This window comes from Uliginosibacterium paludis (assembly GCF_039631355.1).
Lineage (GTDB): Bacteria > Pseudomonadota > Gammaproteobacteria > Burkholderiales > Rhodocyclaceae > Uliginosibacterium > Uliginosibacterium paludis.
In genome coordinates this window covers 18,415-42,980 of sequence record NZ_JBDIVF010000011.1, presented here as the reverse complement: position 1 = coordinate 42,980, position 24,566 = coordinate 18,415, and the positions used below count along the sequence as shown (strand labels likewise).

Genomic DNA, 24,566 nt, shown 5'->3' with positions numbered 1-24,566 from the left:
GCGCAGTCACTCGCCCGGCTTGCCGGAGGGCGCGTTGCAACGGCGCTCCGCCGCAACACACTGCCTGCGATTATACGCAAACAGGAATCATTCTCAACAAAATGAATGTAATAAAAACACAAGAAACTGCAAAGATGCGATTGACGTGTGCGGCCGCCGAATCGGGACGGCATGACCGTACCGCCGGGCGGCGAGCGCGCTCAGGGGCGCGGGTCAGAAGCCACACCTGCTGCATGCCGGGCAGGAAGTCGCCGGGGCAAGCACGCGGCAGCTTCAATCCGAGGCAGGCGACAGCAGCGTCAGCGCGGCGCCGCGCTGGATCTGCCCACTGGACAGGACCTCGGCGCGCAGGCCGCCACGCTGCAGGAAACGCTTCACGACCTCGGCTGACGAAAATCCCGGGAACGAAAGTGCCGCCCCCATGATGCGGCAGGGCTCGCAGAGCTCGACACCCCTGAGCCGGACTTCGCCCACCAGGAATTCGGCACCGACCAGCGCATTGAGGCGCACACCCCGCGTCAGGACGTTCCTGCGGGTGATCGACAGGTCCGGCTCCCGGCCCTGCTCGCTGAAAAAAGCCTCGATCTCCTCGATCTCGATCAGGGTCAGGTTCTGGCCAGGCTCGTCGCGGCAGCCAAAGTAGCGGTCCCCCTCGATGCCGGCCCCCGCGACGACGCGGATCGAGGCCTGCTCGATCTGGGGCGCGCCCTGCTCCGCCGAGAGATAGAGACGCTCGACCTTCATGGCGCCACGGGTGCTGGCTGCGGCATGACAGGCGCTTACTTTTTCTTCACCGGCCGTTGCCAGCCGGTCAGGCTCAACTGCCGGGAGCGGCCGAGGGTCAGCGCGTCCGCCGGCGCATTCTGGGTCAGCGTGGTGCCGGCGCCAATCGTGGCACCGCGGCCAACGGTCACCGGTGCGACGAGCTGGGAGTCAGAACCGATGAAGGCGTCATCCTCGATCACGGTGCGGAACTTGTTCACGCCGTCATAATTGCAGGTGATCACGCCCGCGCCGACATTCACCCGGCTGCCGATGGTGGCGTCGCCGATGTAGGCCAGATGGTTGGCCTTGGTATGGGCCGCGATCTGGCTGTTCTTGACCTCGACGAAGTTGCCGACGTGCACGTCTTCGCCCAACACGGTGCCCGGGCGCAGGCGCGCAAAGGGGCCGAGCACGCCGGCCGCGCCGATTTCGGCGGATTCAAAGTGGCAGAAGGGTTTGATGACCGTGCCTTCGCCGACCTTCACATCCTGCAGCACGCAGTTCGCGCCGATTTTCACGCCGTCGCCCAGTTCGACCCGACCCTCGAACACGCAGCCCACGTCAATCTCCACATCGCGGCCGCAGACAAGCTCACCACGGATGTCGATGCGCGCCGGATCCAGCAGGGTCACGCCGGCTTCGAGCAGAGCGCCGGCAAGATTGCGCTGATGGATGCGTTCGAGCTCCGCGAGCTGGGTTTTGTTGTTCACGCCCAGCACCTCCCACTCGTGCGCCGGCTGCTGGGTCACGATCTCGACCCCGTCGGCCACCGCCATCGCGATCACGTCGGTCAGATAGAACTCGCCCTGGGCATTGTTGTTCTGCAGGCGCGAGAGCCAGCCACGCAAACGGGCTGCCGGCGCGCACAGGATGCCGGTATTGACTTCCCGGATGGCACGGATGGCGGCATCCGCGTCCTTTTCTTCTACGATGGACTGAACACGCCCTGCCGCGTCACGCACGATGCGCCCGTAGCCCTTGGGCTCTGCCAGATCGACGGTCAGCAGCGCCAGGCGATCCGTGCCGGCCGCTTCGGCCAGCGCCTGCAGGGTGGCCGCACGCGTCAGCGGCACATCGCCATAGAGCACCATCACGGCACCGTCGTCGGACAGCCAAGGCATCGCCTGCTGCACGGCGTGGCCGGTTCCAAGCTGCTGCGCCTGCTCGGCCCAGACAATATCGGGCGCTGAAAGCGCTGCTCGCACCTGCTCGCCGCCGTGGCCATAGACCACGCACAGCGTGGCGGGCTGCAGCGCGCGCGCCGCATCCAGCACATGGGCCAGCATGGCCTTGCGGGCGACGGGTTGCAGGACCTTGGGCAGGCGGGAATTCATGCGCTTGCCCTGACCGGCAGCGAGGATGGTGATCTGCATGATGTAGGTAGTGTCCGTGAGCCTTGCGGAGAGGCGCGAATTGTACCCCGCGAGCCCATGGCCGGTTTTGCGGCGCTGCGTCATCAATTTGCATCATGGTTTGATGAACATCACTCGGCGCGGCATGTTCGATAGCTAGTATTCATTCAGACGGATAAAAGCCATGGATATCACCAATCCCCCGCTCGACACGCTGGAAAACATCACTTTCGACGAGATCAAGGTCGGAGACAGTGCCGTGCTGTCACGCACCGTGCGTCGCGAGGACATCCAGCTCTTCGCCGCCGTCTCGGGCGATGTGAACCCCTCGCACCTCGACGACCTGTATGCGCGGGACATCCCGGGCGGCGAAGTCACCGCGCACGGCATGCTCTCCGGCGCGATGATCTCGGCGCTGCTGGGCAACCAGTTCCCCGGCCCCGGCACCGTCTACGTCAGCCAGAACCTGAATTTCCATGCCACCGTGCATATCGGCGACACGCTGACCGTCAAGCTTCAGTGCGTCGAAAAGATCCCGGCCGCCAAGCAGGTGCGCATCGCCTGTCTGGTCAGCAACCAGGATGACCGGCTGATTGTGGATGGCGAGGCCGTGGTGGCCGCACCGCTGAACCGGATCCGCCGCGCCCGGGCGCCGCTGCCCGAGATCACGGTGACGGACCGCCAGCGTCGCTATGAAGCGCTGATCGCGCTCAGCGAAGGCTTGCCCGCCGTCCGCATGGCGGTGGCCCACCCCTGTGACGCGGAATCCCTCAAGGGCGCCTTGCAGGCCATGCATGAGGGCCTGATCGTGCCGGTGCTGGTCGGGCCGGGCAACCGCATCCGCAAGGTGGCCGAGGAGCTCGGCGAAGACCTGACCGGTGTCGAGATGATCGAGGCCGCGTTCAGCGTGGAGTCGGCCGAAAAGGCCGTGACGCTGGCCCGCGAAGGCAAGGTGGATGCCCTCATGAAGGGCAGCCTGCATACCGACGAGCTGATGAGCCAGGTGGTAGACAAGACGCATGGCATACGCACCGCACGACGCATCTCGCATGTATTCCTCGCAGACGTGCCGCGCTATCCCCGCCCGCTGCTGATCACCGATGCGGCCATCAACATCCAGCCCGAGCTGGCCGACATGGTCGACATCGTGCAGAACGCGATCGATCTCGCCCATGCCATCAACATTCCGAATCCGCGCGTCGCCCTGCTCTCGGCGGTGGAAACGGTCAACCCCAAGATTCCCTCCACGCTGATCGCTGCGGCGCTGTGCAAGATGGCCGACCGTGGCCAGATCCGCGGCGGAATCCTTGACGGCCCGCTGGCCTTCGATAATGCTGTGTCCCCTTTTGCAGCGCGCACCAAGGGCATCGTTTCCGAGGTGGCCGGCAATGCCGACCTGCTGGTGGTACCGGACCTGGAATCCGGCAACATGCTGGCCAAACAACTCGAATACCTCGCCGGCGGCCTGCTGACCGGTGTAGTGCTGGGTGCTCGCGTACCCATCGTGCTGACCAGTCGCGCGGACAGGGCGGATGCCCGGTCGGCGTCCTGCGCTGTCGTCAAGCGTCTTGTAGCTCACCGCCTCGCAGCGGCAACCCTCTAAGTTCTGGAGAAAGAGAAAGCAATGAAGTCCCTCCTCATCATCAATGCCGGCTCCTCAAGCCTGAAGTTCGCCGTCTTCAACCTGCCGCTGGTCAAGGACGCTCCGTCCGTTTTCCGTGGCCAGATCGACGGGATCGGTGCCAACACCCAGTTCGTCGCCAAGGATATCGACGGCAAGACGCTGCTCGACACGACGATCAAGTCTCCGGAAGGCACCCCGCTGGAAGCCCAGCAGGAACTGGCGCTGACTTCGCTGCTGGACTGGGTTGAAGCCCAGAACGTCGAGCTGGCCGCTGTCGGTCACCGCGTGCTGCAGGGTGGCGAGAAGTACTCCGCTCCGGTGGTGGTCACGCCGGAGGTGTTCAAGGTGCTCGAAACCTTCATCCCGCTGGGCCCGCTGCACCAGCCGCACAACCTGCGCCCGATCCGCGTGCTGGCGGCCAAGTACCCGAACCTGCCGCAAGTGGCCTGTTTCGACACCGCCTTCCACCGCACCCAGCCGCTCGAAGCCCAGACCTATGCCATCCCGCGCAAGATCACCGCTGAAGGCGTTAAGCGCTACGGCTTCCACGGCTCGTCCTACGACTACATCTCCCGCCAGCTGGACGAAGTGATCGGCGCAGAGAAGGCCAAGGGCGCCGTGATCGTGGCGCACATGGGCAATGGCGCTTCGATGGCTGCGCTGCGCGACGGCAAGTGCGTCGCCACCTCGATGGGCTTCACCGCCATCGAAGGCCTGATGATGGGCACCCGCACCGGCTCGATCGACCCGGGCGTGCTGCTGTACATGATGGAAACCCACGGCTACGGCCCGAAGGAAATCTCCAACTTCCTGTACAAGGAATCGGGCCTGCTGGGCGTTTCCGGCATCAGCCAGGACATGCGCACGCTCGAAGCCTCCGACGCGCCCGAAGCGAAGGAAGCGCTGGAGCTGTTCTGCTACCGCGCCGCCCGCGAAATCGGCTCGCTGATGATGGCTGCCGGCGGTCTCGACGCCCTGGTGTTCACCGGCGGCATCGGCGAGAACTCGCAATTCGTGCGCAACAAGGTGATCGGCTACCTCGCCTGGATGGGCGCTTCGATCGACGCCGAACTCAACAAGGTGCGCGGCAAGGCCCACACCATCCACACCGCTGACTCGAAGATCGCCGTGGCGGTGATCCCGACCAACGAAGAATGGATGATTGCGCATCACGCCGTCAGCCTGCTGGGCCTCTGAGCCCTCGGCAAGCAGTTCAGGGGCCATCCTTCGGGATGGCCCTTTTTACAGCGGCAGGCCATGTCCCTTCCGCAGCGCTCCGCATCACCCTGCAGCACCGGTTTGTTTGTCTCCCCCTGCCCAAAAAGAAAGAACGGATCAGCAATGGAACACAGAATCGTCAACTTCGGCGAAGTCCTGCTCAGGCTCACGCCACCCGGTTTTCTCAAGCTTTCACAAACGAACACCTTCGCAGCCACCTTTGGCGGCAGTGAAACGAACTGCGCCGTGTCGCTGGCCCATTTCGGCCTGAAAAGCGATTTCGTCACCCGCTTCCCGAAGAACGACATCGCCGAAGCCTGCCTCGCCGAACTGCGCTCGCATGGTCTGGGTACCGGACACATCGTTTTCGGCGGAGAGCGTCTCGGTCTCTACTATTACGAAAACCCGGCCGCACAGCGAGTCTCCAAGGTGGTCTATGACCGCGCGAACTCCTCCTTCGCCACGCTGCAGGCCGGCATGATCGACTGGACGAAAGTCCTCGCGGGCGCGACCTGGTTCCACTGGTCCGGCATCGGCCCCGGGCTCTCGCAAGGCATCGCGGACTCCACGCTGGAAGCCATCCGTGCAGCCAAGGAGCTGGGCCTGACCGTGTCCTGCGACCTCAACTACCGCAAGAATCTCTGGCAATACGGCAAGAGCGCGCTCGAAGTCATGGCGCCGATGCTCGCCCTCACCGACGCGCTCTTCGGCACGCCGGGCGAATACAAGGTGGCCTACGGCGTCGGCTCCGCGCCGGCTTACAAGGTGCGCACGGCGGATGAAGCCATCGATCTGGCCGGCTGGGAACGCTTTTTCAGCGAGGTGGAAGCCAAAGCCGGCAAGGACAAGAAATTCTTTGTCGCCCTGCGCAACACGCTGGACGCCAATCACCACATCCTGACCGGCCTGCTGTGGAGCCAGGGCAAGCTGATCCCCGCGCGCACGCATGCCATTGATCACGTTGTCGACTGCGTTGGCGTGGGTGACGCCTTTGCTGCCGGCATGATCTACGGCCTGATCCACTACCCGGCGAGCGACGCCCTGGCGCTGGAATTCGCGGTTGCAGCCGCCACGCTGAAGAACACCATCTACGGTGACTTCAACCTGGTCACTGCCGATGAAGTGAAGGCCCTGATGCAAAGCGACGGCAGCGAAGGCATCTCGCGCTGATGCCGAACGCATGAAAAAAGAGCGACCCGCGGGTCGCTCTTTTTTTGCCTCGCGGCTGGCGCTCAGCCGGCGGTTGCGGCGGCCCGCGCCTGGGCTTCCAGCTCGACGTCGAGCACGTCCCAGACTTCGTTTTCCTCGAATTCCACATGCTGCTCGAGCAGATGCACGAACTTGACCAGCATTTCGGTCGTCGGCTTGTCCAGCGCCTTTTCCATTGCCCGCATCGCTTCATGCTGCGCAAACACCTTGTCGGCCAGATCGTCGCGGCCGGCTTCGCGCAGCATCGGCAGCGCATAACGCTCTTCCTCGACGAAATGCGGATCGAGATCGCTCACGAACACCTTGCGCACCCGGCGTACCACCTCCGGCAGATCGGCCTCGCTCTCGGGATTGGCGCCACGCACGGCTGAAATGAAGTGCATGACGGCCTGATGCTCCTGGGCAAGGTGCTTCAGACGAAGATTCAGTTTTCTCATGACGAGGCTCTCGGTGTGTGAAGTCGGGGCAGCCGCTCAGGGACTGACCTCAGTGATTGTTGTGAGGTGTAGCAAAGCATAACCCGCCGCACCGGCGCTTGATTGGCATCAACATGCAGGCCAGAAATCCATGCAATACGCGTGGCCATCACGACGCGCCCCTTGCCCGCAGACCGTCTGCCTGCGCTCTCGGCTACACTCGGGCCACACCAACGACTTTCCCGATAATGGCCATGGCTGATACCCCCGCTACGATCTATCTGAAGGACTACACGCCGCCCAACTGCCTGGTGGACCAGGTCACGCTCGACATCTCCATCCATGCAGGTTTTGCACGCGTGGCCGCGCGCCTGGCCATGCGGCGCAACCCGGTCTCGGCCGGTGGCCCGCTGAAGCTCGACGGCGAAGACCTGCAACTCGAATCCCTCTCGCTCGACGGCCAGCCGCTGACCGCAAGCGCCTGGCGCCTCGAGGGCGAAACTCTGGTCATCGACGAAGTGCCGGATGCCTTCGTGCTTGAAACCGTGGTCCGCATCGATCCTGACCAGAACACCCAGCTCTCCGGCCTGTATCGCTCGAAGGACGGCTACTTCACCCAGTGCGAGGCACAGGGCTTCCGCCGCATCACCTACTACCCGGACCGTCCGGACGTGATGGCGAAGTTCGTATGCACTCTGCATGCCGACAAGGCCAGCTTCCCTGTGCTGCTCGCCAACGGCAACCCGGTGGCGCAGGGCGACGAAGACAACGGCCGCCACTGGGCCACCTGGGAAGACCCGTTCGCAAAGCCCGCCTACCTGTTCGCCTGCGTCGCCGCAAAGCTCGACATGGTGGAGGACTATTACGTCACCACCTCCGGCCGCCGCGTGCGCTGCGCGGTGTATGTGGAGCCTGGCAAGCTCGACCAGTGCGATCACGCGATGGCCGCGATCAAGAAGAGCATGAAGTGGGATGAAGACGTGTTCGGTCTGGAAATGGACCTCGACCACTACATGATCGTTGCCGTGGGCGACTTCAACATGGGGGCGATGGAAAACAAGGGCCTGAACATCTTCAACACCAAGTACGTGCTCGCCCGCCCCGACACCGCCACCGACACCGACTACCAGAACATCGACCGCGTCGTCGCGCACGAGTACTTCCACAACTGGACCGGCAACCGCGTGACCTGCCGCGACTGGTTCCAGCTCTCGCTCAAGGAAGGCCTCACCGTTTTCCGCGACCAGCAGTTCGGCATGGACATGCATTCGGCCGGCGTGACCCGCATCCAGGAAGTGCGCGGCCTGCGCGCCGCGCAGTTCCCCGAGGATGCCGGTCCGATGGCCCACCCGATCCGCCCGGCCAGCTACGCCGAGATCAACAACTTCTACACCGCCACGGTGTATGAAAAGGGTGCGGAAGTGATCCGCATGATCCACACCCTGATCGGCAAGCAGGCGTTCCGCCGTGGCATGGACCTCTACTTCCAGCGCCATGACGGCCAGGCCGTGACCTGCGAGGACTTCATCTCGGCCATGCAGGACGCCTCCGGCAAGGATCTTGCCCAGTTCCAGCGCTGGTACAACCAGGCCGGTACGCCGAAACTCGTGGTGCGCAGCCAGTTCGATGCGGCCGCCCGCCGCTACACGCTCGAGGTCACGCAGCAGTTCCCGGCCACGCCCTATGAAGAACGCATGACAAAGGACGGTCTGCCGCAAGCGCGCGGCCCCTACCACCTGCCCATCGTGATCGGCCTGCTGGATGGCGAGGGCCGCGAGTTGCCGTTGCGCCTCGAAGGCGAAACGTCACCCGTGGGCACGCAGCGCGTGCTGGAGTTGCGCGAAGCACAGCAGCGCTTCGTCTTCGAAGACGTCGCCACCGAGCCGGTGCCCTCGCTGCTGCGCGGATTTTCCGCGCCCGTGCTGCTGGATTATCCGTACAGCACCGCCCAGCTCACCCACCTGATGGCCTACGACACCGATGCGGTGAATCGCTGGGAAGCCGGTCAGCGGCTGGCCACCGGCATCCTGCTCGAAGGCGTGGCCGCAATCCAGGCCGGCAAGACCACGAACGACTGGATCCCGCAGGACTACATCACCGCCCTGGCTCGCCTGCTGGGCTCGGCCTTCGTTGAAGGCGGCGATCCGGCCCTGGTGGCCGAGGCGCTCAATCCGCCCTCGGAAAACGTTCTCGCCGAACAGATGGAAGTGGTCGATCCCGACGCCATTCACGGCGCCCGCATGACGCTGCTGCGCACCCTTGCCCGCGAGCTGCGCGAAGCCTTTCTGGCGGCCTATCTCGAACTCGCAAGCGACGAGCCCTATTCACCCGAAGGTGAACAGGCCGGGCGCCGGGCGCTCCGCAACGCCTGCCTGAGCTATCTCGCCCAGCTCGATGAAGCGGGCGCGCAGGCGCTGGTCGTGGGGCACTTCGAGCAGGCCGGCAACATGACCGACACCTTCGCGGCGCTGGCCAGCCTCGCCAGCCTCGACATTCCGGCCCGCCATGTCGCGCTCGACAGCTTCTATTCGAAGTGGCGCGACGAAGCGCTGGTGGTCGACAAGTGGCTGCAGGTTCAGGCGCTCTCCCGTCTGCCCGGCACCACGGCCGATGTGCGCGCACTGATGACGCACCCGGCCTTCGACATCCGCAACCCGAACAAGGTCTATGCGCTGGTTCGCGCCTTCTGCGCCGCCAACCCGAAGCACTTCCACGGGGCCGATGGCGAGGGCTACCGGCTGGCGGCCGACGTGATCCTGCAGCTCGATCCGATGAACCCGCAGGTGGCCTCACGCATCGCGCGCTGTTTCGACCGCTGGAGAAAGTTCGACCCCGCGCGCCAGGCCCTGGCACGCCAGCAGCTCGAACGCATCCGTGCAGCATCCAGCCTCTCGGCCGATGTGGCCGAGGTGGTCGGCAAGGCGCTCGAAGCCTGAATCCGGCGCGGCAGACAGCAGAAAGCCCGGCCTGGCGCCGGGCTTTCTTTTGCAGGCGGGACTGCTTCAGGCCTTGCGCGTATCGAGGCTGAACCCGATGGCGCCGGTACTGGCCAGGTGAAGAAAGCCTCCAGCCATGGCCAGATTCTTGAGGAAATTGATCATCTGCATCTGGTCGCCGAAATTGCTGTGGAAGATCACGGCGCTGACGATGCTGAAGCCGGCGAGCGCGACGGCAACCAGGCGGGTCTGGAAGCCCAGCACGATGGCGATGCCGCCCAGCAGTTCAAGCGCCACGGTCGGCCAGAGCAGCAGCGTGGGCACGCCCATCGCCTTCATGTAGCCCGCGGTGCCGGCTGGGTCGGTCAGCTTGCCGAAGCCGGAGAGGACAAAGATGAGCGCCAGCAGGATGCGGCCGGCGAGGTGAGAATAGCGTTCCATGATGTGAGCTCCAGAAAGTGTGGTGGTCTTGCCGTCCGCTTCCCGGCCCGGCATGTGCTCCACTTTAGGCTCACTAAAAATCGAGATAAAGATGCAAAATCAGGATTGATTATCCCGAAATCAGCATCAAACATCCTCTCGTCCGGGCTCTCCGCTCAGTGCAGGGCATCATCCGACAGGCAAGGCTCTGCCGCGCGGGACTGATACTCGGCAATCCAGGCAGCAGCCGCTTCGGGCTGGAGCGGCACGGAATGACAGCTGCCCTGGATGTAATCCACCGACATGCGCCGCAGCATCTGCCGCTGCGTCGGGGTTTCGACGCCTTCCGCGACCACCGTGAAGCCCAGCCCGCGGGCCATGCCCAGGATGGCCCGCAGCAACTGCTCACCCGAGTGCTCCACATCCCGCACGAAACTTCGGTCGATCTTGATGCCGTCAATCGGCAGGCGATAGAGATAGGAGAGCGACGAGTAGCCGGTGCCGAAATCGTCGATCGCGATGCGCACGCCCATCTCCCTCAGCGCGCCGAACACCCTGGCAATCGCGGCGAAATCATGAGCGAACACGCTCTCGGTAAGCTCGAGCTCGAGGCGATGCGGTGGCAGCCCGCTGACCGCCAGCGCATCGGCCACATTGCCGAGCAGCTCGCCCGACATCGCCTGCAGAGCCGACACATTGACCGCCACGATGACATCACCCTCCCAGCGCGCTGCCTCGCAGCAGGCCTGATTCAGGCACCAGTGGCCGAGCTTGCCGATCAGGCCGGCATCCTCTGCGACCGGCACGAACTCGGCCGGCGAAATCATGCCGCGCTGCGGATGGGTCCAGCGCAGCAGCGCTTCCATCTTGAGCACGTGGCCATCTGCCTCCGGCACGACCGGCTGGTAGGCGATGTTCATCCAGTCGTTCGCCAGCGCTTCGCGCAGCGCCTGCCCCAGCTCATGACGGCGGCGCAGCGCCTCGCCCATCTCGGGGTGATAGACCAGCGCACCGGAGCGCCCCTTGAGCTTGACCTGGTACATCGCAACGTCGGCCTGCCGTACCAGCACCTCGACGTTTTCGCCCTGCGAGGGAAACAGCGAGATGCCGATGCTGGCATCGAGCCGCACCTCGTGTTCGCGCACGCTCACCGGCTCCATGATCGCGGCGCGGATCGCGCCGGCATGATTCAGGCTGACGCCCCCCGGCACCGCAACCAGGAACTCGTCGCCGCCCCAGCGTGCCACCAGCGCGCTATCAGGCAGGGTCCGGCGAAGGCGGCGGGCAAGCTCCAGCAACACCTGGTCACCCACATAGTGGCCCTGGACGTCATTCACATCCTTGAAGCGGTCGAGGTCGATGAACAGGATCTGCACGCCGGCGCCCGACTTGGATGCCCGTGCCAGCATGGCCGGCATCTGCTCGGCCAGCGCGCGGCGGTTGAGCAAGCCGGTGAGCGGATCACGCAAGGCCAGCTCCTGCAACTGGGCGGCATAGCTCTCGCGCGCATCCACTTCGCGTTCGAGCTGGGTCGTCCGCTCGCGTACGCGGTCTTCCAGAGTCAGATTGAGTTTCTGCAGCGCCTGCTGGCGTGCCACGGACTCCTCAGCCAGGCGGCGGTTCTCACGGCTCAGCTTGAGTGCCGTGGTCGTCGTCTGGCGCGCGGCCACCGCCGAATGCGCCAGCATCAACAGCATGCCGAAGCTGAGGATGGCCACGGTGAGATCCATGCGCGTGCCGGCAAACCCGAACAGGGCGATCTGGGGAACAAGCAGCAGCGAAAGGTAGATCAGCGAAATCTTGCGCGTGGGGGCCAGGATCAGCGCGCCGCCACCGGCCATCGCGGCAAACACGAAGGCCATGGCCATCCGCTGGACCGGGTTCGCCTCGGAGAAGAACATCACCGGAAACGCCGCCCAGACCATCGCCGACGCCAGACTGCCGGCCCCGAAACTGCGGATCGCCGCCGCTCCGTCGAAGGCGGTGTCGCGGCGCGCTCGCCAGCGCAGATAGTTGATGCCGCGTGCGAGCAGCACACCAAGCGAGAGCGCCCACCAGCAATAGAGCAGCGGGCGGGCCGGATGATCGAGAAAGATGACCAGCAAGGCGCCCGAAGCAATCAGGGAGGCCGAGAGCACCGCCCCGGTGAAGCCATACATCACCGCGGCAATCTCGCGAGACACGAAGAGATCTTCCCCGGTCGGCAGGAGTGCGGCCACCGGAGGCATCAGGGCTGTCCACAGCACCAGGCCGAAGCACATGCAAAGCACGCTGTAGCCCAGCAGACGGGCACCGCCCAGGCTCAGACTCTGGTCCACTGCCCGCTGCTGTGCCTGGATGTTCTCGCGCACCTTCTCGACATAGAGTTGCAGATTGTGCTCGGCCGGAATCAGGGCCGCGTACACCAGCGCCTGGGCCTGATCCGCCACACCGGCGCGTGCCGCCTCGCGCGTGCGCTCCAGCGCCCCGAGGTAGGCCGCGGCGATTTCATCCAGTGCGGGAGTCGCCATGCCCAGACCGCGAAGAGCACTGAATGCGCCCAGCAGATGCTGCTGGACGGCATCCATGCGCTCGCCCAGATCCTTGCGCCGACCGCTATCCGGCTCCTGCGCCAGGCTCTGCACCAGATTGCGAAGCTCACGGTAATCGGCACCGATGTCGGACGCTGCGATCAGCGCCGGCAGGGCGCGCCGGTTCATGCCATCCACATCAGTGCGGATGCTGTTCCAGGCGATCAGGCCGCCAATGCTCACCAGCACGAAACACGCGATGACAAGAAGCAGAAGTGCGGAGCGGGTGAGCTTTCCTGCCATTGGGCCAGAGATCATGGGAAAGGAGCAACAGCAAAGATACCGGATTTCAGGCCGCCACACCGCCTTTGAGGGCCGGACTCAGCACCATGTCAAGAAACCGGAGGAAAGCGCGCACCGGGGCGGAGTTCTGGTGTCCACTGGGGTAGAGCGCCACCACCGCCGGACCAGGCCGTCGCCAGTCCGGCAGCACGTGCACCAGTTTGCCTTCGGCCAGGTGCGGGCGCAGCAGGAAATCGAAGTCCTCATAGATCCCGAGCCCCGCGAGTGCACAGGTGAGCCCGGCCCGTGCGTTGTCCACCGCCAGGTCTCCATCGGCGGCCACCGTGATGCTCTCGCGCCCCTTCACCAGCACATAGTCGATCGCGCGCCCGGCATCGCCGTCGAAGAAGTCAATGGTCTGATGACGCAGCAGATCGTTCGGATGACGCGGCACGCCGAACCGGGCCAGATAGGCCGGGCTCGCCACCATGACGAAGCTGACCTGGCCGAAACGCTTGTAGCGATAGGCTGAATCCTTGTTGTCGGAAAGCCGCAGCGCCACATCGATGCCCTCCTCGGCCAGATCCGGCGCCCGTTCGGAAAGCGAAATGCGCAGAGCCAGATCAGGGTAGGCGCGCAGAAATTCGGCCATGCGCGGCAGCACCAGAGTATTGGCGATGGATTCGGTCATCTGCACATGCAGCCGCCCCGCCACCCGGCCGGCACGCTGCGAGAACTCGGCCGTCAGCTCCTCCAGCCCGCTGACAAGCACCGCTGCACGGGTGGCGTAGCGCTCGCCATCGGCGGTCAGCGATACATGCCGCGTGGTCCGCAGGAAGAGCGGAAAGCCCAGCACCCGCTCCAGTGCCTGGATCTGCGTGCTGACGGTCGAGCGGGCAAGTCCGAGCCGCTTGGCTGCAGCCGAGAAGGAGCCGAGCTCGGCCACGACCAGAAATGTCTGCAGTTCATTGAAATGCCTGAGGCTGCGCACTGTTCATTCCAGTCGAACAATGAATTAGGCCTATTCGACCATAAGCTCACTTATAGTTCAAGCACATAGCCAACCCAAGAGGTGACCCCATGTCCAACCGCAATCACGGCGGGGCAAACGCAAGGCGCCTGGCGGATTTTTCCGGTCTCCTTGCGTGCATGCCCCTGGAGCTGTCCTTCCGCGACAGCCCGATGTGCCCTGAGCCATCGTCCCGCGCCTGAACACGCCCTTTACTCCCGCACGTTCCGCCAAACCCGCCTCTTGCGCGGAGGGAGCGCTGCACGCCTGAAATCACGGAGATCAACATGAAACTCGCCGTTCCCGCTCACCCCAGCCACGCCTTCCATCTGCAGCTCTCCGAGCGTGCTGGAAAACTCCTGTTTTCCGTCTGCGTCACACTTCTCCCTTATGCCGTTGCGGCAATAGGGGTGTTCGCCTATCACGAACAATTTCCCCGCTGACCCGGAGGACCGGTTTCCGGGCAGACAGGGCTGGCTTCCCGCCCCTTCATGACAGGTGCGGAAGCTATATACCCTGTTGCATGTCAAGTATAGGCAGGAACTGCTGGCTGTACGCATGGACAGCGTCTATCGTTTTCCATAGCATTGATGGCCTGCTTTAGTTCGTTTTCCTTACCTTTACTGGAGATGCAAACCTTCATGCGTGCGACCACCACCATTGCGCTTGCCCTCGGACTGGCCCTCGTCACTGTCGGAGCTCAGGCTCGCGACTGGGCCACGATCAAGAAGTCCGGCACCATCAATGCCGTCAGTGAAGGTGCTTACCCCCCCTTCAACTTCTATCAGGGCACCAAGCTCACCGGCTACGAGATCGACGTTCTGGAAGCCGTCGCCAAGAATCTCGGCCTGAAGGTGAAGTGGAGCGCACTGCCGTTCGACTCCCAGATCGCCAGCATCCGCCAGGATCGCTTCGATGTGGCCATCGCCAGCCACGGCATCACCGAGGAACGCCTGAAGTCGGTGGACTTCACGAGCCCGCACTACTGCTCCGGCGGCCAGCTGGTCGCCAAGGCTGACGGCCCGCTCAAGGCCGACCAGCTCGCCGGCAAGACGCTGGGCGTGCAGCTCTCCACGACCTATGCCGACGCAGCCAAGAAGGTCGGCGGCACCAAGGAAGTCAAGACCTACTCGAAGGACACCGACGCCCTCCAGGCGCTGATGGGTGGCCGCGTGGACGCATGGGTGACTGACCGCTTCGTGGCCAAGGAAGCACTCTCCAAGAGCAACGCCAAGGGCCTGAAGGCGGGCGACATGCTCTTCATCGAGCGCATCGCCATGGTCCACAAGAAAGGCAACGCCGAACTCAACGCCGAACTGAACAAGGCGCTGGCGGCCCTGAAGGCTGACGGAACGCTCAAGGCGATCTCCGAGAAGTACTTCCACGAAGACATCACCTGCACCAATTAAGGCAGTTCTTCCGCCTTGTGCTAAAACGGGCACCGTTCTGGTGCCCGTATCCTTATTCTGAAGATGATTGAAAAACTCAAAGACCGCGACGTCCTGATCCTCGTCGGCGCTGTGTTCGGGCTCGGCCTGATCCTGTCGCTGCTGGGCTCGGCGCTCGCACCCTTGCCCGCCCCCATCGGCCCGGCAGCCCAGCAATTCGCCGACGGCGCCCTGACCACCGTCGAACTCACCCTCTGCTCGGGGGCCATCGGTCTGGTGCTCGGCGTTCTCGCCGCCGTCGGCAAGCGCTCTCACCTGCCACCGGTACGCTGGATTTCGGATCTTTATGTCTGGATCATCCGTGGCACGCCGCTGATGCTGCAGATCCTGTTCTTCTTCCTCGCACTGCCCGCCATGGTGCCGGAGCTTCAACTCTCCGAATTCTGGACAGCCGTGCTGGCCCTGTCGCTCAACGTCGGCGCGTACAATGCCGAAGTCATACGCGCCGGGATTGCCGCAGTGCCTCCCGGCCAGGTCGAAGCGGCCCGCTCTCTGGGTCTCTCGTCGCTCTACACTTTCTGGGACATCGTACTGCCGCAGGCCGTGCGCATCTCGCTGCCACCGCTTGCCAACAATATGGTCGCACTGCTGAAGGACTCATCGCTGGCCTATGCCATCGGCGTAGTAGAGCTGACCATGGCCAGCTCGCGCGTACAGGCCGAGAGCTTCCGCCCCGACATCGTCCTGCCGACGGTCGCCGTCGTCTACCTGCTCCTGACCACCACCTTCACCCAGTTTGCAGCTGCGCTCGAGCGCAAGCTCGCTGTCGGCAAGCGATAAGCCCATGCGTAACGGAAAACCCATCATCCAGGTCGAGAACATCTTCAAGCGCTGGGGAAGCTTCACCGCCCTCAACGGCGTCTCGGTCAGCTTCCGCGAAGGCGAAGTGGTCTGCATCATCGGCCCCTCGGGCTCGGGCAAATCCACGCTTCTTCGCAGCATCAACCACCTTGAGCGCCATGATGCCGGCCGCATCGTCGTCGACGGCATCGAGCTTGATGACAACATCAAGAACATCGACGCCGTGCGTGCAGAGGTTGGCATGGTGTTCCAGAGCTTCAACCTGTTCTCGCACATGACCGTGATCGACAACATCACGCTGGCGCCACGGCGGGTCCGCAAATGGAGTGCGGACAAGGCCGAGAAGGTGGCATTGGAATTGCTTGAGCGGGTAGGCCTTTCCGCGCATGCCCGCAAGTATCCGAACCAGCTTTCCGGGGGTCAGCAGCAGCGCGTGGCCATCGCCCGTGCGCTGGCCATGCAGCCCAAGGTCATGCTCTTCGATGAGCCGACCTCGGCACTGGACCCGGAAATGGTCAATGAAGTGCTGCTCGTGATGCGTGATCTGGCCAGCAGCGGCATGACCATGCTGATCGTCACCCACGAAATGGGCTTCGCGCGTGAAGTGGCGGATCGGGTGATCTTCTTTGATCAGGGCAACATCGTTGAAGAGAGTCTTGAACCACAGCAGTTTTTCAGTAGTCCCAGTCACCCGCGTGCACAGGCTTTCCTGAAGCAGATCAAGCACGCGGCCTGATGAAGTGCTGGTTTTAGTGCAGTCCCTTTCATTTCTTCCCAACCAATCGTTCGTGAGAAAACCATGAAAAAACGAGTCCTCGTAGGTGCCATCGCTGCCGCGCTCAGCATTCCGGCTTTCGCTGCAGACCCCGCTCTGGAAAAGCTGGAAAAGCAGATCGCCGATCTGCAGAAGCAGATCTCCGAACTCAAGGCAGCCCAGACGGCCCAGCCCGCTCCGGCTCAGCAAGCCGTCGTGAAGGGTGATCTGCCCGGCTCCTTCAAGCGCGCCGGTGAAGATACCTCGGTGCGCGTCTATGGCTTCGCACGCCTGGACGCCGTGCATAACTTCGGTGGCCGCAACAACGCCGCCCAGGGTGACTACGCTGCGTACCAGCCCTCGATCGCCCTGACCGGCTCGAACGACGCTGCCCGCCGTGGCGAAACCTACATGTTTGCCAAGACCTCGCGTATCGGCGTGGAAGCCAGCGCCCCGACCGCCCTGGGCGCGCTGAACACCAAGGTCGAAGCCGACTTCTACAACACCACCGGCAGCGGCCTGTTCCGTCTGCGTCACGCTTATGGCCAACTCGGCAACTGGCTGATCGGTCAGACCTGGTCGACCTTCATGGATCTGGACTCGACGCCTGAAACCGTCGACTTCAACGGCCCGACCGGCAACACCTCGCTGCGTCAGCCGCAGATCCGCTACACCTACGGCGCAGGCGCTGCCGGCAACTTCATTGCCGCCATCGAAACCAAGGCCAACGGCGGATATGTCGGATCCGATGACAACACCATGACCCGTGTGCCGGACGTCGTCCTGCGCTGGGAAAAGGCCGGTGACTGGGGTCATGTGGCCCTGCGCGGTCTGACTACCGAGAACGCAATCAAGAGCGACGATCACACAGAAACGACTAGCAGCGGAAGCACGGCTTTTGTTCCGGGCACAACTGGCTCCAAGCGCGGCTACGGTGTGGGTCTGGGCGGCCACTACATGGTGACCCCGACGACCTCGCTGCTGGCCAGCACCAGCTACGGCAAGGGCATGGGCCGCTTCTTCAACGAATCCGTTGGCGCTAAGGCCGACGCAGCGAACAACAAGGTCTACCTGCCGAAGGAATACGGCTACGTTCTGGGCGTGCAGCAGAAGCTCAGCGACACCCTGCGCGGCAGCGTCACCTATGGCCAGCAACGTCTGCTCGGCGGGGATTACATCAACGTCGCCGACGGCAGCGCGAATCGCTCCGTCCAGTCCGGCACCGTCGGCGTGATCTGGGCGCCGGTCGCCAATGTGGAACTGGGTGGCGAATTCATGCTGTCGCACCGTCAGACCCTGGACGGCCGCAGCGGCACCGAGCCCCGCCTGAACTTCGCAGCGACCTACTCCTTCGGCAACTGATCGCCACGGAGCAGTGCATGAAAAAGCCGGCGCAAGCCGGCTTTTTCTTTTCCGCCCTGACGCCGCTTACTTGTAGTGGTTGCCCATCTCGATGCGGGTCGCGGCATCCACCACCGGATGCCAGTGGATGATGATCGCGCGCTGCGGATAGTCATCCGTCGGGAAATCGGTCGGAATCTCCCAGATGTCCCCCCCCGTGGCCGGGTCCTTGAAGATGCTGGCCGGCGAGCCGACCTGGCGCTGCACTTCCGCCCGCGTCATGCCGGTCTTGAGCAGCGAGATATTCTCCGCCACCGACACGATGCGCGACTGCTTCAGTGCGCCTTTCGCGTCGAAATCGAGCATCACGTTGTAGGCGGTAACCGGCTGCTTCGAATACTCCAGCGTCACCGTCCCGTCGGCATTCTTCCACTCCGCCGTGGGCTTCTGCTTGGCCCGCATCTGCTCCAGCGTCACGCTGCCGGGCGCCAGACGGTGCAGGTTCATGGAAGCGCCGCAGGCGGCAAGCAGCAAGCTCAGTGCGATGGCAAGGATTCTTTTCATTGGGGGGTCTCCGCGCAGCAAAGGGAGGATGTTAACAGTTCGCTTCAGGTGGCGCCGGCCTCATCCGGTAAAATCCCCGCATGAACACCCCTGCCCTGCCCCCGCGCCGTCTGGCCATCGCGCCCATGCTCGACTGGACAGACCGCCACTGCCGTCACTTCCACCGCCTGCTGGCCCCGCACGCCTGGCTCTACACCGAGATGGTCACCACCGGAGCATTGATCCATGGCGACATTGCCCGCCATCTCCGCTTCAATGCGCCGGAGCATCCGGTCGCACTGCAGCTGGGCGGCTCCGAGCCGGCCGATCTTGCCCATTGCGCCAGGCTGGCCGAGGAATGGGGCTATGACGAAGTGAACCTCAACTGCGGCTGCCCCTCGGAGCGCGTGCAACGTGGCGCCTTCGGCGCCTGTCTGATGAATGAGCCGCAACTCGTGGCCGAGTGCGTGGCCGCCATGCGCGAAGCCACCTCCCTGCCGGTCACGGTGAAGCATCGCATCGGCATCGACCAGATCGAGCACTACGACTTCGTCCGGGACTTCGTTGAGACGGTGTCACGCGCGGGCTGCCAGACCTTCATCGTGCATGCCCGCAACGCCTGGCTCAAGGGCCTCTCACCCAAGGAAAACCGCGAGATCCCGCCGCTGCGCTATGAAGTCGCTCACCAGCTCAAGGCGGATTTCCCGCAGCTCGAAATCCTGCTCAACGGCGGTCTGGCCGACACCGCCAGCATCGTCGAGCAGGCCGGCAGACTTGACGGTGTCATGATCGGCCGCGAGGCCTACCAGAACCCCTGGGCGCTCAGTGAATGGGAGCGCGCGCTCTTTGACGCCGACTGGGCGCCAGACCGGGCCGACATCATCGAAGGCATGGTGCGCTATGCCGAACAGGAAAACCGCGAACACGGCACCCCATTGCGAGCCATCAGCCGCCACATGCTGGGCCTTGCCAACGGCCTGCCCGGCGCCAAGGGCTTCCGCCGCATGCTGTCGGACCCGAACCTGCTGCGCGACGCCCGGCCCGACCTGCTGCGCGAGGCCTGGCAGCAGGTCGGCAAACGGCCCGCTTCGGCAGAATCCTGAGCATCAGGCAGACGGCCCTCATTGTGAAGGCATGCGTGGCGGCGGAGCCGCGGGCCGCCCTCCCCCTTTGAGACCGGCCAATCGGGCCACGTTCCGCACACCACGCTGCCGGTACATCCGACCGGTGCATTCAGGATGAATTCCGGCAGGCGCGCAAAAACACTCGCGCACTGCGCACATTCAGCAAAGAAGCGGAAATATCATGAAGCGGCGGGCAGATTTGCCGACGCGTTTGCGTACCGGTCAGCGCGGAAATTCGCACACAGCCGTCCGGCCGCATGCTCACGACATGCGCAGCAGATCCTGGATGCTCACCTCGATCACGATGCGACTGGGCACCTCGGCGCCGGCGCGCAGGCCGGGCAGGAAACGGGTGGCCAGAAACATCTCGGTGATCGCCCGGGGAATCCCTTCCGCGTTTTCGCGCGCGTCTGCCGGGCGCACCGTTCGGACCTGCCCGCTGCGGTCGATGAAGAGTTCGAGACGCAGGCTGCCGGCGGGCAGTTCCACGCCCTGCAGCAGGCCGCTGTCGGGTGCGGACACCGGAACCGGGGCGCGCTCCAGCTGATTCGCCGGCCAGTAGTCCGGTGCTCTCACGTCGGCCTGCCGGTTCGCCATGCGCGAATCCGTGTGGCCCACGGCTTCGGGCGGCGGCGCCGGGGTCTGCGCGAGGCCTGCCGCCTCGAATGCGCGCTGCGTCAGGCGCGCGTCCGGTGAAGGCTGCGCCGTCAGCAGGCGCGCCTCGAGCTTCGTGCCGGCAAGGCGCGGGCCAGCGCCGTCAGCCGGAGCCACTGCCGGCCAGGCCAGCAGACCGCCGTGCAGAGCGGCGGACGCCGCCACCGCAAGCCAGACCGTACGCATGCCCGGATCAATCCACCATCGGCACCATGCGCCAGTTCATGCGCTTGAGCGAGGTGCTGGTGGAGAAGGTGCCGGGCACATTGACTACCGTGCCGTCCGAGGAGCCGGCGAGCAGGCGGATCTTGCCATTCACATTGACGAAGGCGAGCTCGGTCGTAACCGAACTTTGCGAAATGTAGGCCACCGTATTGCCGGAGCTGTCGGTCAGCACGCTCTGACCCGATCCCACGGCGAGGGCATGGTTCTGCGAAGTGCCGGAAGGCGAACAGGCCTCACCATTCGGCAGGTTGGCGGCAAACGCCACGATGCCGTTGTTGTAGGTCGGGTCCACGGTTACGCGTGCGGCCACGTTCGAGCTCACCGACAGGTCGTAGTACCAGCCCATGGTCTTGGCAGGATTGCTGCCGATGCCGGCAGTGAGGTCGGTATTGGCCTGCAGCACCGAACGCGTGACCGGCAGCGTGACACCGCTGGGCAGGCTGGTGCTGCCGCCGTAGAAGGCACCGCTGTCGCTCTTGCCATCGATGATCGCGTAGAAGGTCTGCACCTGTGCGCTCGAGATGTCCGAATCCGCCAGCAGCCGGCCTGTGCCGACCAGCACATAGCGCTTGGAGGACGAGGGCTCGATCTCGATCAGCGGGCGGGTCGTCACCGGCTGCGCGGTACCGTCCGTGCTCTTGAGCGTGGCGAACTTCGTCGGGCTGGCATAGCTGCCCGAGTTCTTGGTCAGGTCCAGCCGCCAGACATTGCCCTGCAAGTCACCGGCATAGATCGCGTCGGCCGTGCCGTCCTTGTAGTTCGGTACGAAGGCCGAAGCATGGGCCATGTTCAGCGGCGAGGAGGTCGAGCCTTCGCTGGTCACCACGGTTTCGAGCAGCACGCCGGTCTTGGGATTGACGAAGAAGAAATAGCCCTTGCCATCGTCGTTGTTGTAGCCGGAAGTGAGCACCGCTACCCAGCCATACTTGGCGGTCTTCACTACCAGCGCGGCCCCGTAGCTGTATCCCATGTGGGTATTCGTGAATTCCCACAGGGCCTTGCCGGCCACCGCCGACTCACTCGTCCAGCTCGAAGGATCAGTCACGTCGATCGCGTAGTAGCCCTTGCCACCCTTGCCCACGCCTGCGATCAGCACTGAGTGCCAGTTGGTGCTCGTCGCGGTCGGCGTGCCGGCCTTGGCAAAATCGATGTCGAACACGTTTGGCGTGCCGTCCACCAGATAGCGGTGGGTGAAGCTCGGGTTGCCCAGCGAGGAGAGGCCGCCCCCGGTTGTCGAGTCGGTGTCGCTGTAGATCAGCCCCGGGATGTAGGCGAAGAGCTCCTTGCCGCCGGTGGAGCTGGTCACCGAGCCGTCGAAGGCGTGCATCATGCCGTCGTTGGCCCCCACGTAGACCACCGTATTGCGCGAGGCGTAGGTCCGCTTGAAGGCGCTGTAACCGTCGTTGTAGCGGTCGGTCAGGTTGCCGTCCGGCGCGCCCACCGCAATGACTTTGGCATTGACGATATCACCGAGCAGGTTGCTGGAGCTGCGGGTGCGATATACGCCGCCATTGGCCACTTCCTGGGTCCGGTCACCGCGCAGGTAGGCGATGTAGTTGGCTGCTGACTGGCTGCTGACCCCATCCACCGCCGCCAGCGATGCCGTGCAGTTCATGCTGGTGTTGAAGGCCACACCGGTGCTGCCGCACCAGGTCACGATCTGACGGGTGGTGTAGGTGCGCTCGGTGAGCAGAGCATGGGCATTCCACACAACGGTGGGAATCGGGTTGCCGCTGCTGTCGTAGCTCACGGTCTGGCCCTTGAGCGTGCCGGTCCAGTTCGAGGGATCATAGGTCGCCTCATAGTTGGCGTTGCCGCTGGAGGTCTGCTGCGGCGTGGGCGAAGAGAGGGCCGTCGCGGTCGCGGCGGCAGCTTCAGAAGCTATCTTGGCAAAGGCTGTCGTGAGGCCCGACTTCATCGTGTCCGGAGAATTTCCCGGAAAGTAGTTGCTCGGGCGTTTGTCACACTTGCTGGAAACGCCACCCGTCAGAGTCGAACAGTTGGTGTTGGAGTCAGTGGAATAGCTCAGGCCGTTGGAAGTGGCATAGGTCGTGCCGGAGAAAGGTACGTAGGAACTGCTGGCGATCCAGGTGCTGTCCTTCAGGGTCGAGGTGTCGTAGCTGGAGGCATAGGGCGAAAAGTCGGACGGGACTTCGAACCCACCATATTTGGCGGCCAACCAGTACTGATTCTTGTGCTCGTAGTAGGCATTTTCGTGCACATCGAGCCAGTAGGTATTGATTGTCTGTGTGCCCGTCAGATCTGAGCGAATGTCGCGTGTGTGGGCGTCGTAGGCGAGGCCGGCGATATACATCGTGTTGGAGCGGCTGCTGCCGTTGTATTGCGTACCGAGGTTGCCTGAATAGCCCTCAAGTTTGCCAACCATATTGGTGGCCGCCTGCACGTTAACCTTGTCGGCAGTTGTCGGTGCGCTTTCGCTGGCAGCGTCGGCAGACACCTCGCTGGACAGCGAAGATGACAGGGCAGAGCCGGGGAGTTCAGCGTCATACCATGAATACGTATCGCCAATGCCGAGAATGAAGTTCTTCTGGCATGTGTAGAGGATGGGGTCATCCCAGGTCGCAATGACCGGGAAACCATCCATCCAGATTGCCGCGGTTGCAGAGCTTCCTGCACCGGAAAGGGTGCTGTATGAAGCGACATTCCCCTTGTTCCGGAAATAGCGCGTGGCGCTGTAATAGAGCTCTCCGACCGGATCCTTGGACTTGTAATAGTTGCCGCCGCTGGAAAAACCCATCGACCCGAACTTGTTCAGGTAGTTCATGACACCGCTGTTGGTGATCGATACCGTCCAGCCAGCCGACTTGGCGAAGGTCTGTGCAGTCGTCGCATCGGTACTGTCAGGGTTGGTCGTCATGATCCCGGTGGTACTGCTCCACTCGGCCAGCGAATTGGTAATGGCTGACGACCCCGGAACGGGTTGAGTCGGGCCGATGTACTTCATTCGAGCCCGCAACACTCCCCCTTCGGTTCGGGAGTCGTCATGCAGATAGCCAAAGGTCGAGTAGCGCAGTTTCGACGAGTAGCTCTGCAGCAGCCCCTCCGGTTTGTATACCGTGGGGCTGGAGCTTCCAAGCGGATACCCCACGCAGTTGTCTTCTACTTTCACACTGCTGTCGCAGACCTTCACGTTGATGAAAATGCGATACACCGTAGCGGGATTTGCATATTTCGAATTGCTGCTCGTGACGTAGCTGTTGTGTCCGTTGTAATCGGTCCCGGTGGCCGTTTTGCTTGCAGGGTCGGTGTAGTCCGTCCAGGCTGTTGCACTGGTACCCGAATTCGTGAAGTAAACCGCTGTCCCGGCGTAGCGCACACGACTGTTCCATGCGGTCCATTTCAGAGGGGTGGCCCCGGTCAGCGTGGTCGCTGCTGACGAGATGCTCTTGTGCGGCATTACTGAGCTGTTGTAGCCGGCGAAAGTCTTGGTCAGGATGGTTTCGCTGCTCGTGTCGGTACTCCGGTAACCTCCGGTCAACACCCAGCGAAAGGTGTCGAGCGTCTGCATCGACACCCAATTGAGGAAATTCCCGCTCCAGAGCTGGGCGCTGCTACTGCTGCTGCAGGTATGGCTTCCACTGCTGCTGTAGCTTGACGGCGTGAAGTAGCTGGATGACGGCGTCGTCGAGTTATAAACGTAGGTATAACACTTGACCGGATCGAAGTAGCCCAGATACGTACTGCTTGAGGAATAAGCCACCGTGTAGGCTGGCGTGGTTGCCGTCGGCCACTCAACCGACAGCGTCAGTGCGAGATTGCCTGGTACGGTCACCGACGAAAACAAGGGCGCATCGGCCAGGTCAACGGCAGCGCCGGCCAGTACCGGCATGGAAAGTCCTGCAACCAGCAGGACGGCACGCAGCAGGTTCGCGGCTCGACGGGCTTTATGGATCATCGGGAACTCCCTTGGGCTG

Annotated in this window: 19 protein-coding genes; 10 read left to right on the top strand and 9 right to left on the bottom strand. The window is 63.6% G+C overall.

Going from position 1 to position 24,566, the window contains the following annotated elements; genetic code table 11:
• Positions 1-273 precede the first annotated feature (273 nt).
• Positions 274-744, bottom strand: a complete 471-nt coding sequence (locus tag ABDB87_RS18090) for an MOSC domain-containing protein (RefSeq protein WP_345929683.1) — start codon at positions 742-744, stop codon at positions 274-276.
• A gap of 35 nt (positions 745-779) precedes the next feature.
• Positions 780-2,138, bottom strand: a complete 1,359-nt coding sequence (gene glmU / locus ABDB87_RS18085; protein ID WP_345929681.1) for a bifunctional UDP-N-acetylglucosamine diphosphorylase/glucosamine-1-phosphate N-acetyltransferase GlmU — start codon at positions 2,136-2,138, stop codon at positions 780-782.
• A 163-nt stretch (positions 2,139-2,301) separates the two neighbouring features.
• Between glmU and ABDB87_RS18080 the strand changes: the two genes are divergently transcribed.
• From ABDB87_RS18080 to ABDB87_RS18070, 3 genes are all read left to right on the top strand, one after another.
• Positions 2,302-3,720 (top strand): bifunctional enoyl-CoA hydratase/phosphate acetyltransferase, encoded by a 1,419-nt coding sequence (locus ABDB87_RS18080; protein WP_345929679.1) that lies wholly within the window; start codon positions 2,302-2,304, stop codon positions 3,718-3,720.
• A gap of 21 nt (positions 3,721-3,741) precedes the next feature.
• Positions 3,742-4,938: an acetate/propionate family kinase gene (locus tag ABDB87_RS18075; protein ID WP_345929677.1), complete on the top strand. Its 1,197-nt coding sequence runs from the start codon at positions 3,742-3,744 to the stop codon at positions 4,936-4,938.
• A gap of 144 nt (positions 4,939-5,082) precedes the next feature.
• Entirely contained in the window at positions 5,083-6,129 is a 1,047-nt protein-coding gene (locus ABDB87_RS18070; RefSeq protein ID WP_345929675.1) for a PfkB family carbohydrate kinase, read from the top strand.
• Between the two features lie 62 nt (positions 6,130-6,191).
• Here the strand turns inward: ABDB87_RS18070 and ABDB87_RS18065 are convergent, their stop codons facing one another.
• Positions 6,192-6,605, bottom strand: coding sequence for a hemerythrin domain-containing protein (locus tag ABDB87_RS18065; protein ID WP_345929674.1), 414 nt, complete (start codon positions 6,603-6,605; stop codon positions 6,192-6,194).
• Between the two features lie 233 nt (positions 6,606-6,838).
• Here ABDB87_RS18065 and pepN point away from each other — a divergent pair, with 233 nt between their 5' ends.
• On the top strand, positions 6,839-9,520 hold the full coding sequence (pepN, locus tag ABDB87_RS18060; protein WP_345929672.1) for an aminopeptidase N: 2,682 nt from the start codon (positions 6,839-6,841) through the stop codon (positions 9,518-9,520).
• Between the two features lie 66 nt (positions 9,521-9,586).
• Here the strand turns inward: pepN and ABDB87_RS18055 are convergent, their stop codons facing one another.
• The 3 genes from ABDB87_RS18055 to ABDB87_RS18045 all read right to left on the bottom strand — a co-directional run bounded on the left by ABDB87_RS18055 (position 9,587) and on the right by ABDB87_RS18045 (position 13,723).
• Complete coding sequence (locus ABDB87_RS18055) at positions 9,587-9,961, bottom strand: DoxX family protein (protein ID WP_345929670.1); 375 nt, start codon at positions 9,959-9,961, stop codon at positions 9,587-9,589.
• 155 nt (positions 9,962-10,116) lie between these two features.
• Positions 10,117-12,753 carry an EAL domain-containing protein gene (locus ABDB87_RS18050; RefSeq protein ID WP_345929668.1) on the bottom strand — a complete coding sequence of 879 codons (2,637 nt, stop codon included), beginning with the start codon at positions 12,751-12,753 and terminating at the stop codon, positions 10,117-10,119.
• Between the two features lie 46 nt (positions 12,754-12,799).
• Positions 12,800-13,723 carry a LysR family transcriptional regulator gene (locus tag ABDB87_RS18045; protein WP_345929666.1) on the bottom strand — a complete coding sequence of 308 codons (924 nt, stop codon included), beginning with the start codon at positions 13,721-13,723 and terminating at the stop codon, positions 12,800-12,802.
• Between the two features lie 305 nt (positions 13,724-14,028).
• Here ABDB87_RS18045 and ABDB87_RS18040 point away from each other — a divergent pair, with 305 nt between their 5' ends.
• From ABDB87_RS18040 to ABDB87_RS18020, 5 genes are all read left to right on the top strand, one after another.
• Positions 14,029-14,184: a hypothetical protein gene (locus ABDB87_RS18040; protein ID WP_345929664.1), complete on the top strand. Its 156-nt coding sequence runs from the start codon at positions 14,029-14,031 to the stop codon at positions 14,182-14,184.
• Positions 14,185-14,382: 198 nt separating this feature from the next.
• Complete coding sequence (locus ABDB87_RS18035; protein WP_345929662.1) at positions 14,383-15,150, top strand: ABC transporter substrate-binding protein; 768 nt, start codon at positions 14,383-14,385, stop codon at positions 15,148-15,150.
• A gap of 63 nt (positions 15,151-15,213) precedes the next feature.
• Positions 15,214-15,969, top strand: a complete 756-nt coding sequence (locus ABDB87_RS18030; protein ID WP_345929660.1) for an amino acid ABC transporter permease — start codon at positions 15,214-15,216, stop codon at positions 15,967-15,969.
• Between the two features lie 22 nt (positions 15,970-15,991).
• Positions 15,992-16,726 (top strand): amino acid ABC transporter ATP-binding protein, encoded by a 735-nt coding sequence (locus ABDB87_RS18025; RefSeq protein WP_353978494.1) that lies wholly within the window; start codon positions 15,992-15,994, stop codon positions 16,724-16,726.
• Between the two features lie 63 nt (positions 16,727-16,789).
• On the top strand, positions 16,790-18,106 hold the full coding sequence (locus ABDB87_RS18020) for a DcaP family trimeric outer membrane transporter (RefSeq protein ID WP_345929655.1): 1,317 nt from the start codon (positions 16,790-16,792) through the stop codon (positions 18,104-18,106).
• A gap of 66 nt (positions 18,107-18,172) precedes the next feature.
• Here ABDB87_RS18020 and ABDB87_RS18015 read toward each other — a convergent pair whose 3' ends face one another.
• A complete protein-coding gene (locus ABDB87_RS18015) occupies positions 18,173-18,649 on the bottom strand; it encodes a hypothetical protein (protein WP_345929653.1) in 477 nt (158 codons plus the stop codon).
• Positions 18,650-18,729: 80 nt separating this feature from the next.
• On the opposite strand from ABDB87_RS18015, the gene dusA reads away from it, so the two are divergent.
• Positions 18,730-19,731: a tRNA dihydrouridine(20/20a) synthase DusA gene (gene dusA / locus ABDB87_RS18010; RefSeq protein ID WP_345929652.1), complete on the top strand. Its 1,002-nt coding sequence runs from the start codon at positions 18,730-18,732 to the stop codon at positions 19,729-19,731.
• Between the two features lie 282 nt (positions 19,732-20,013).
• Here dusA and ABDB87_RS18005 read toward each other — a convergent pair whose 3' ends face one another.
• Complete coding sequence (locus ABDB87_RS18005) at positions 20,014-20,592, bottom strand: hypothetical protein (RefSeq protein WP_345929650.1); 579 nt, start codon at positions 20,590-20,592, stop codon at positions 20,014-20,016.
• A 7-nt stretch (positions 20,593-20,599) separates the two neighbouring features.
• Positions 20,600-24,547, bottom strand: a complete 3,948-nt coding sequence (locus ABDB87_RS18000) for a pilus assembly protein (protein WP_345929649.1) — start codon at positions 24,545-24,547, stop codon at positions 20,600-20,602.
• Positions 24,548-24,566: the final 19 nt, after the last annotated feature.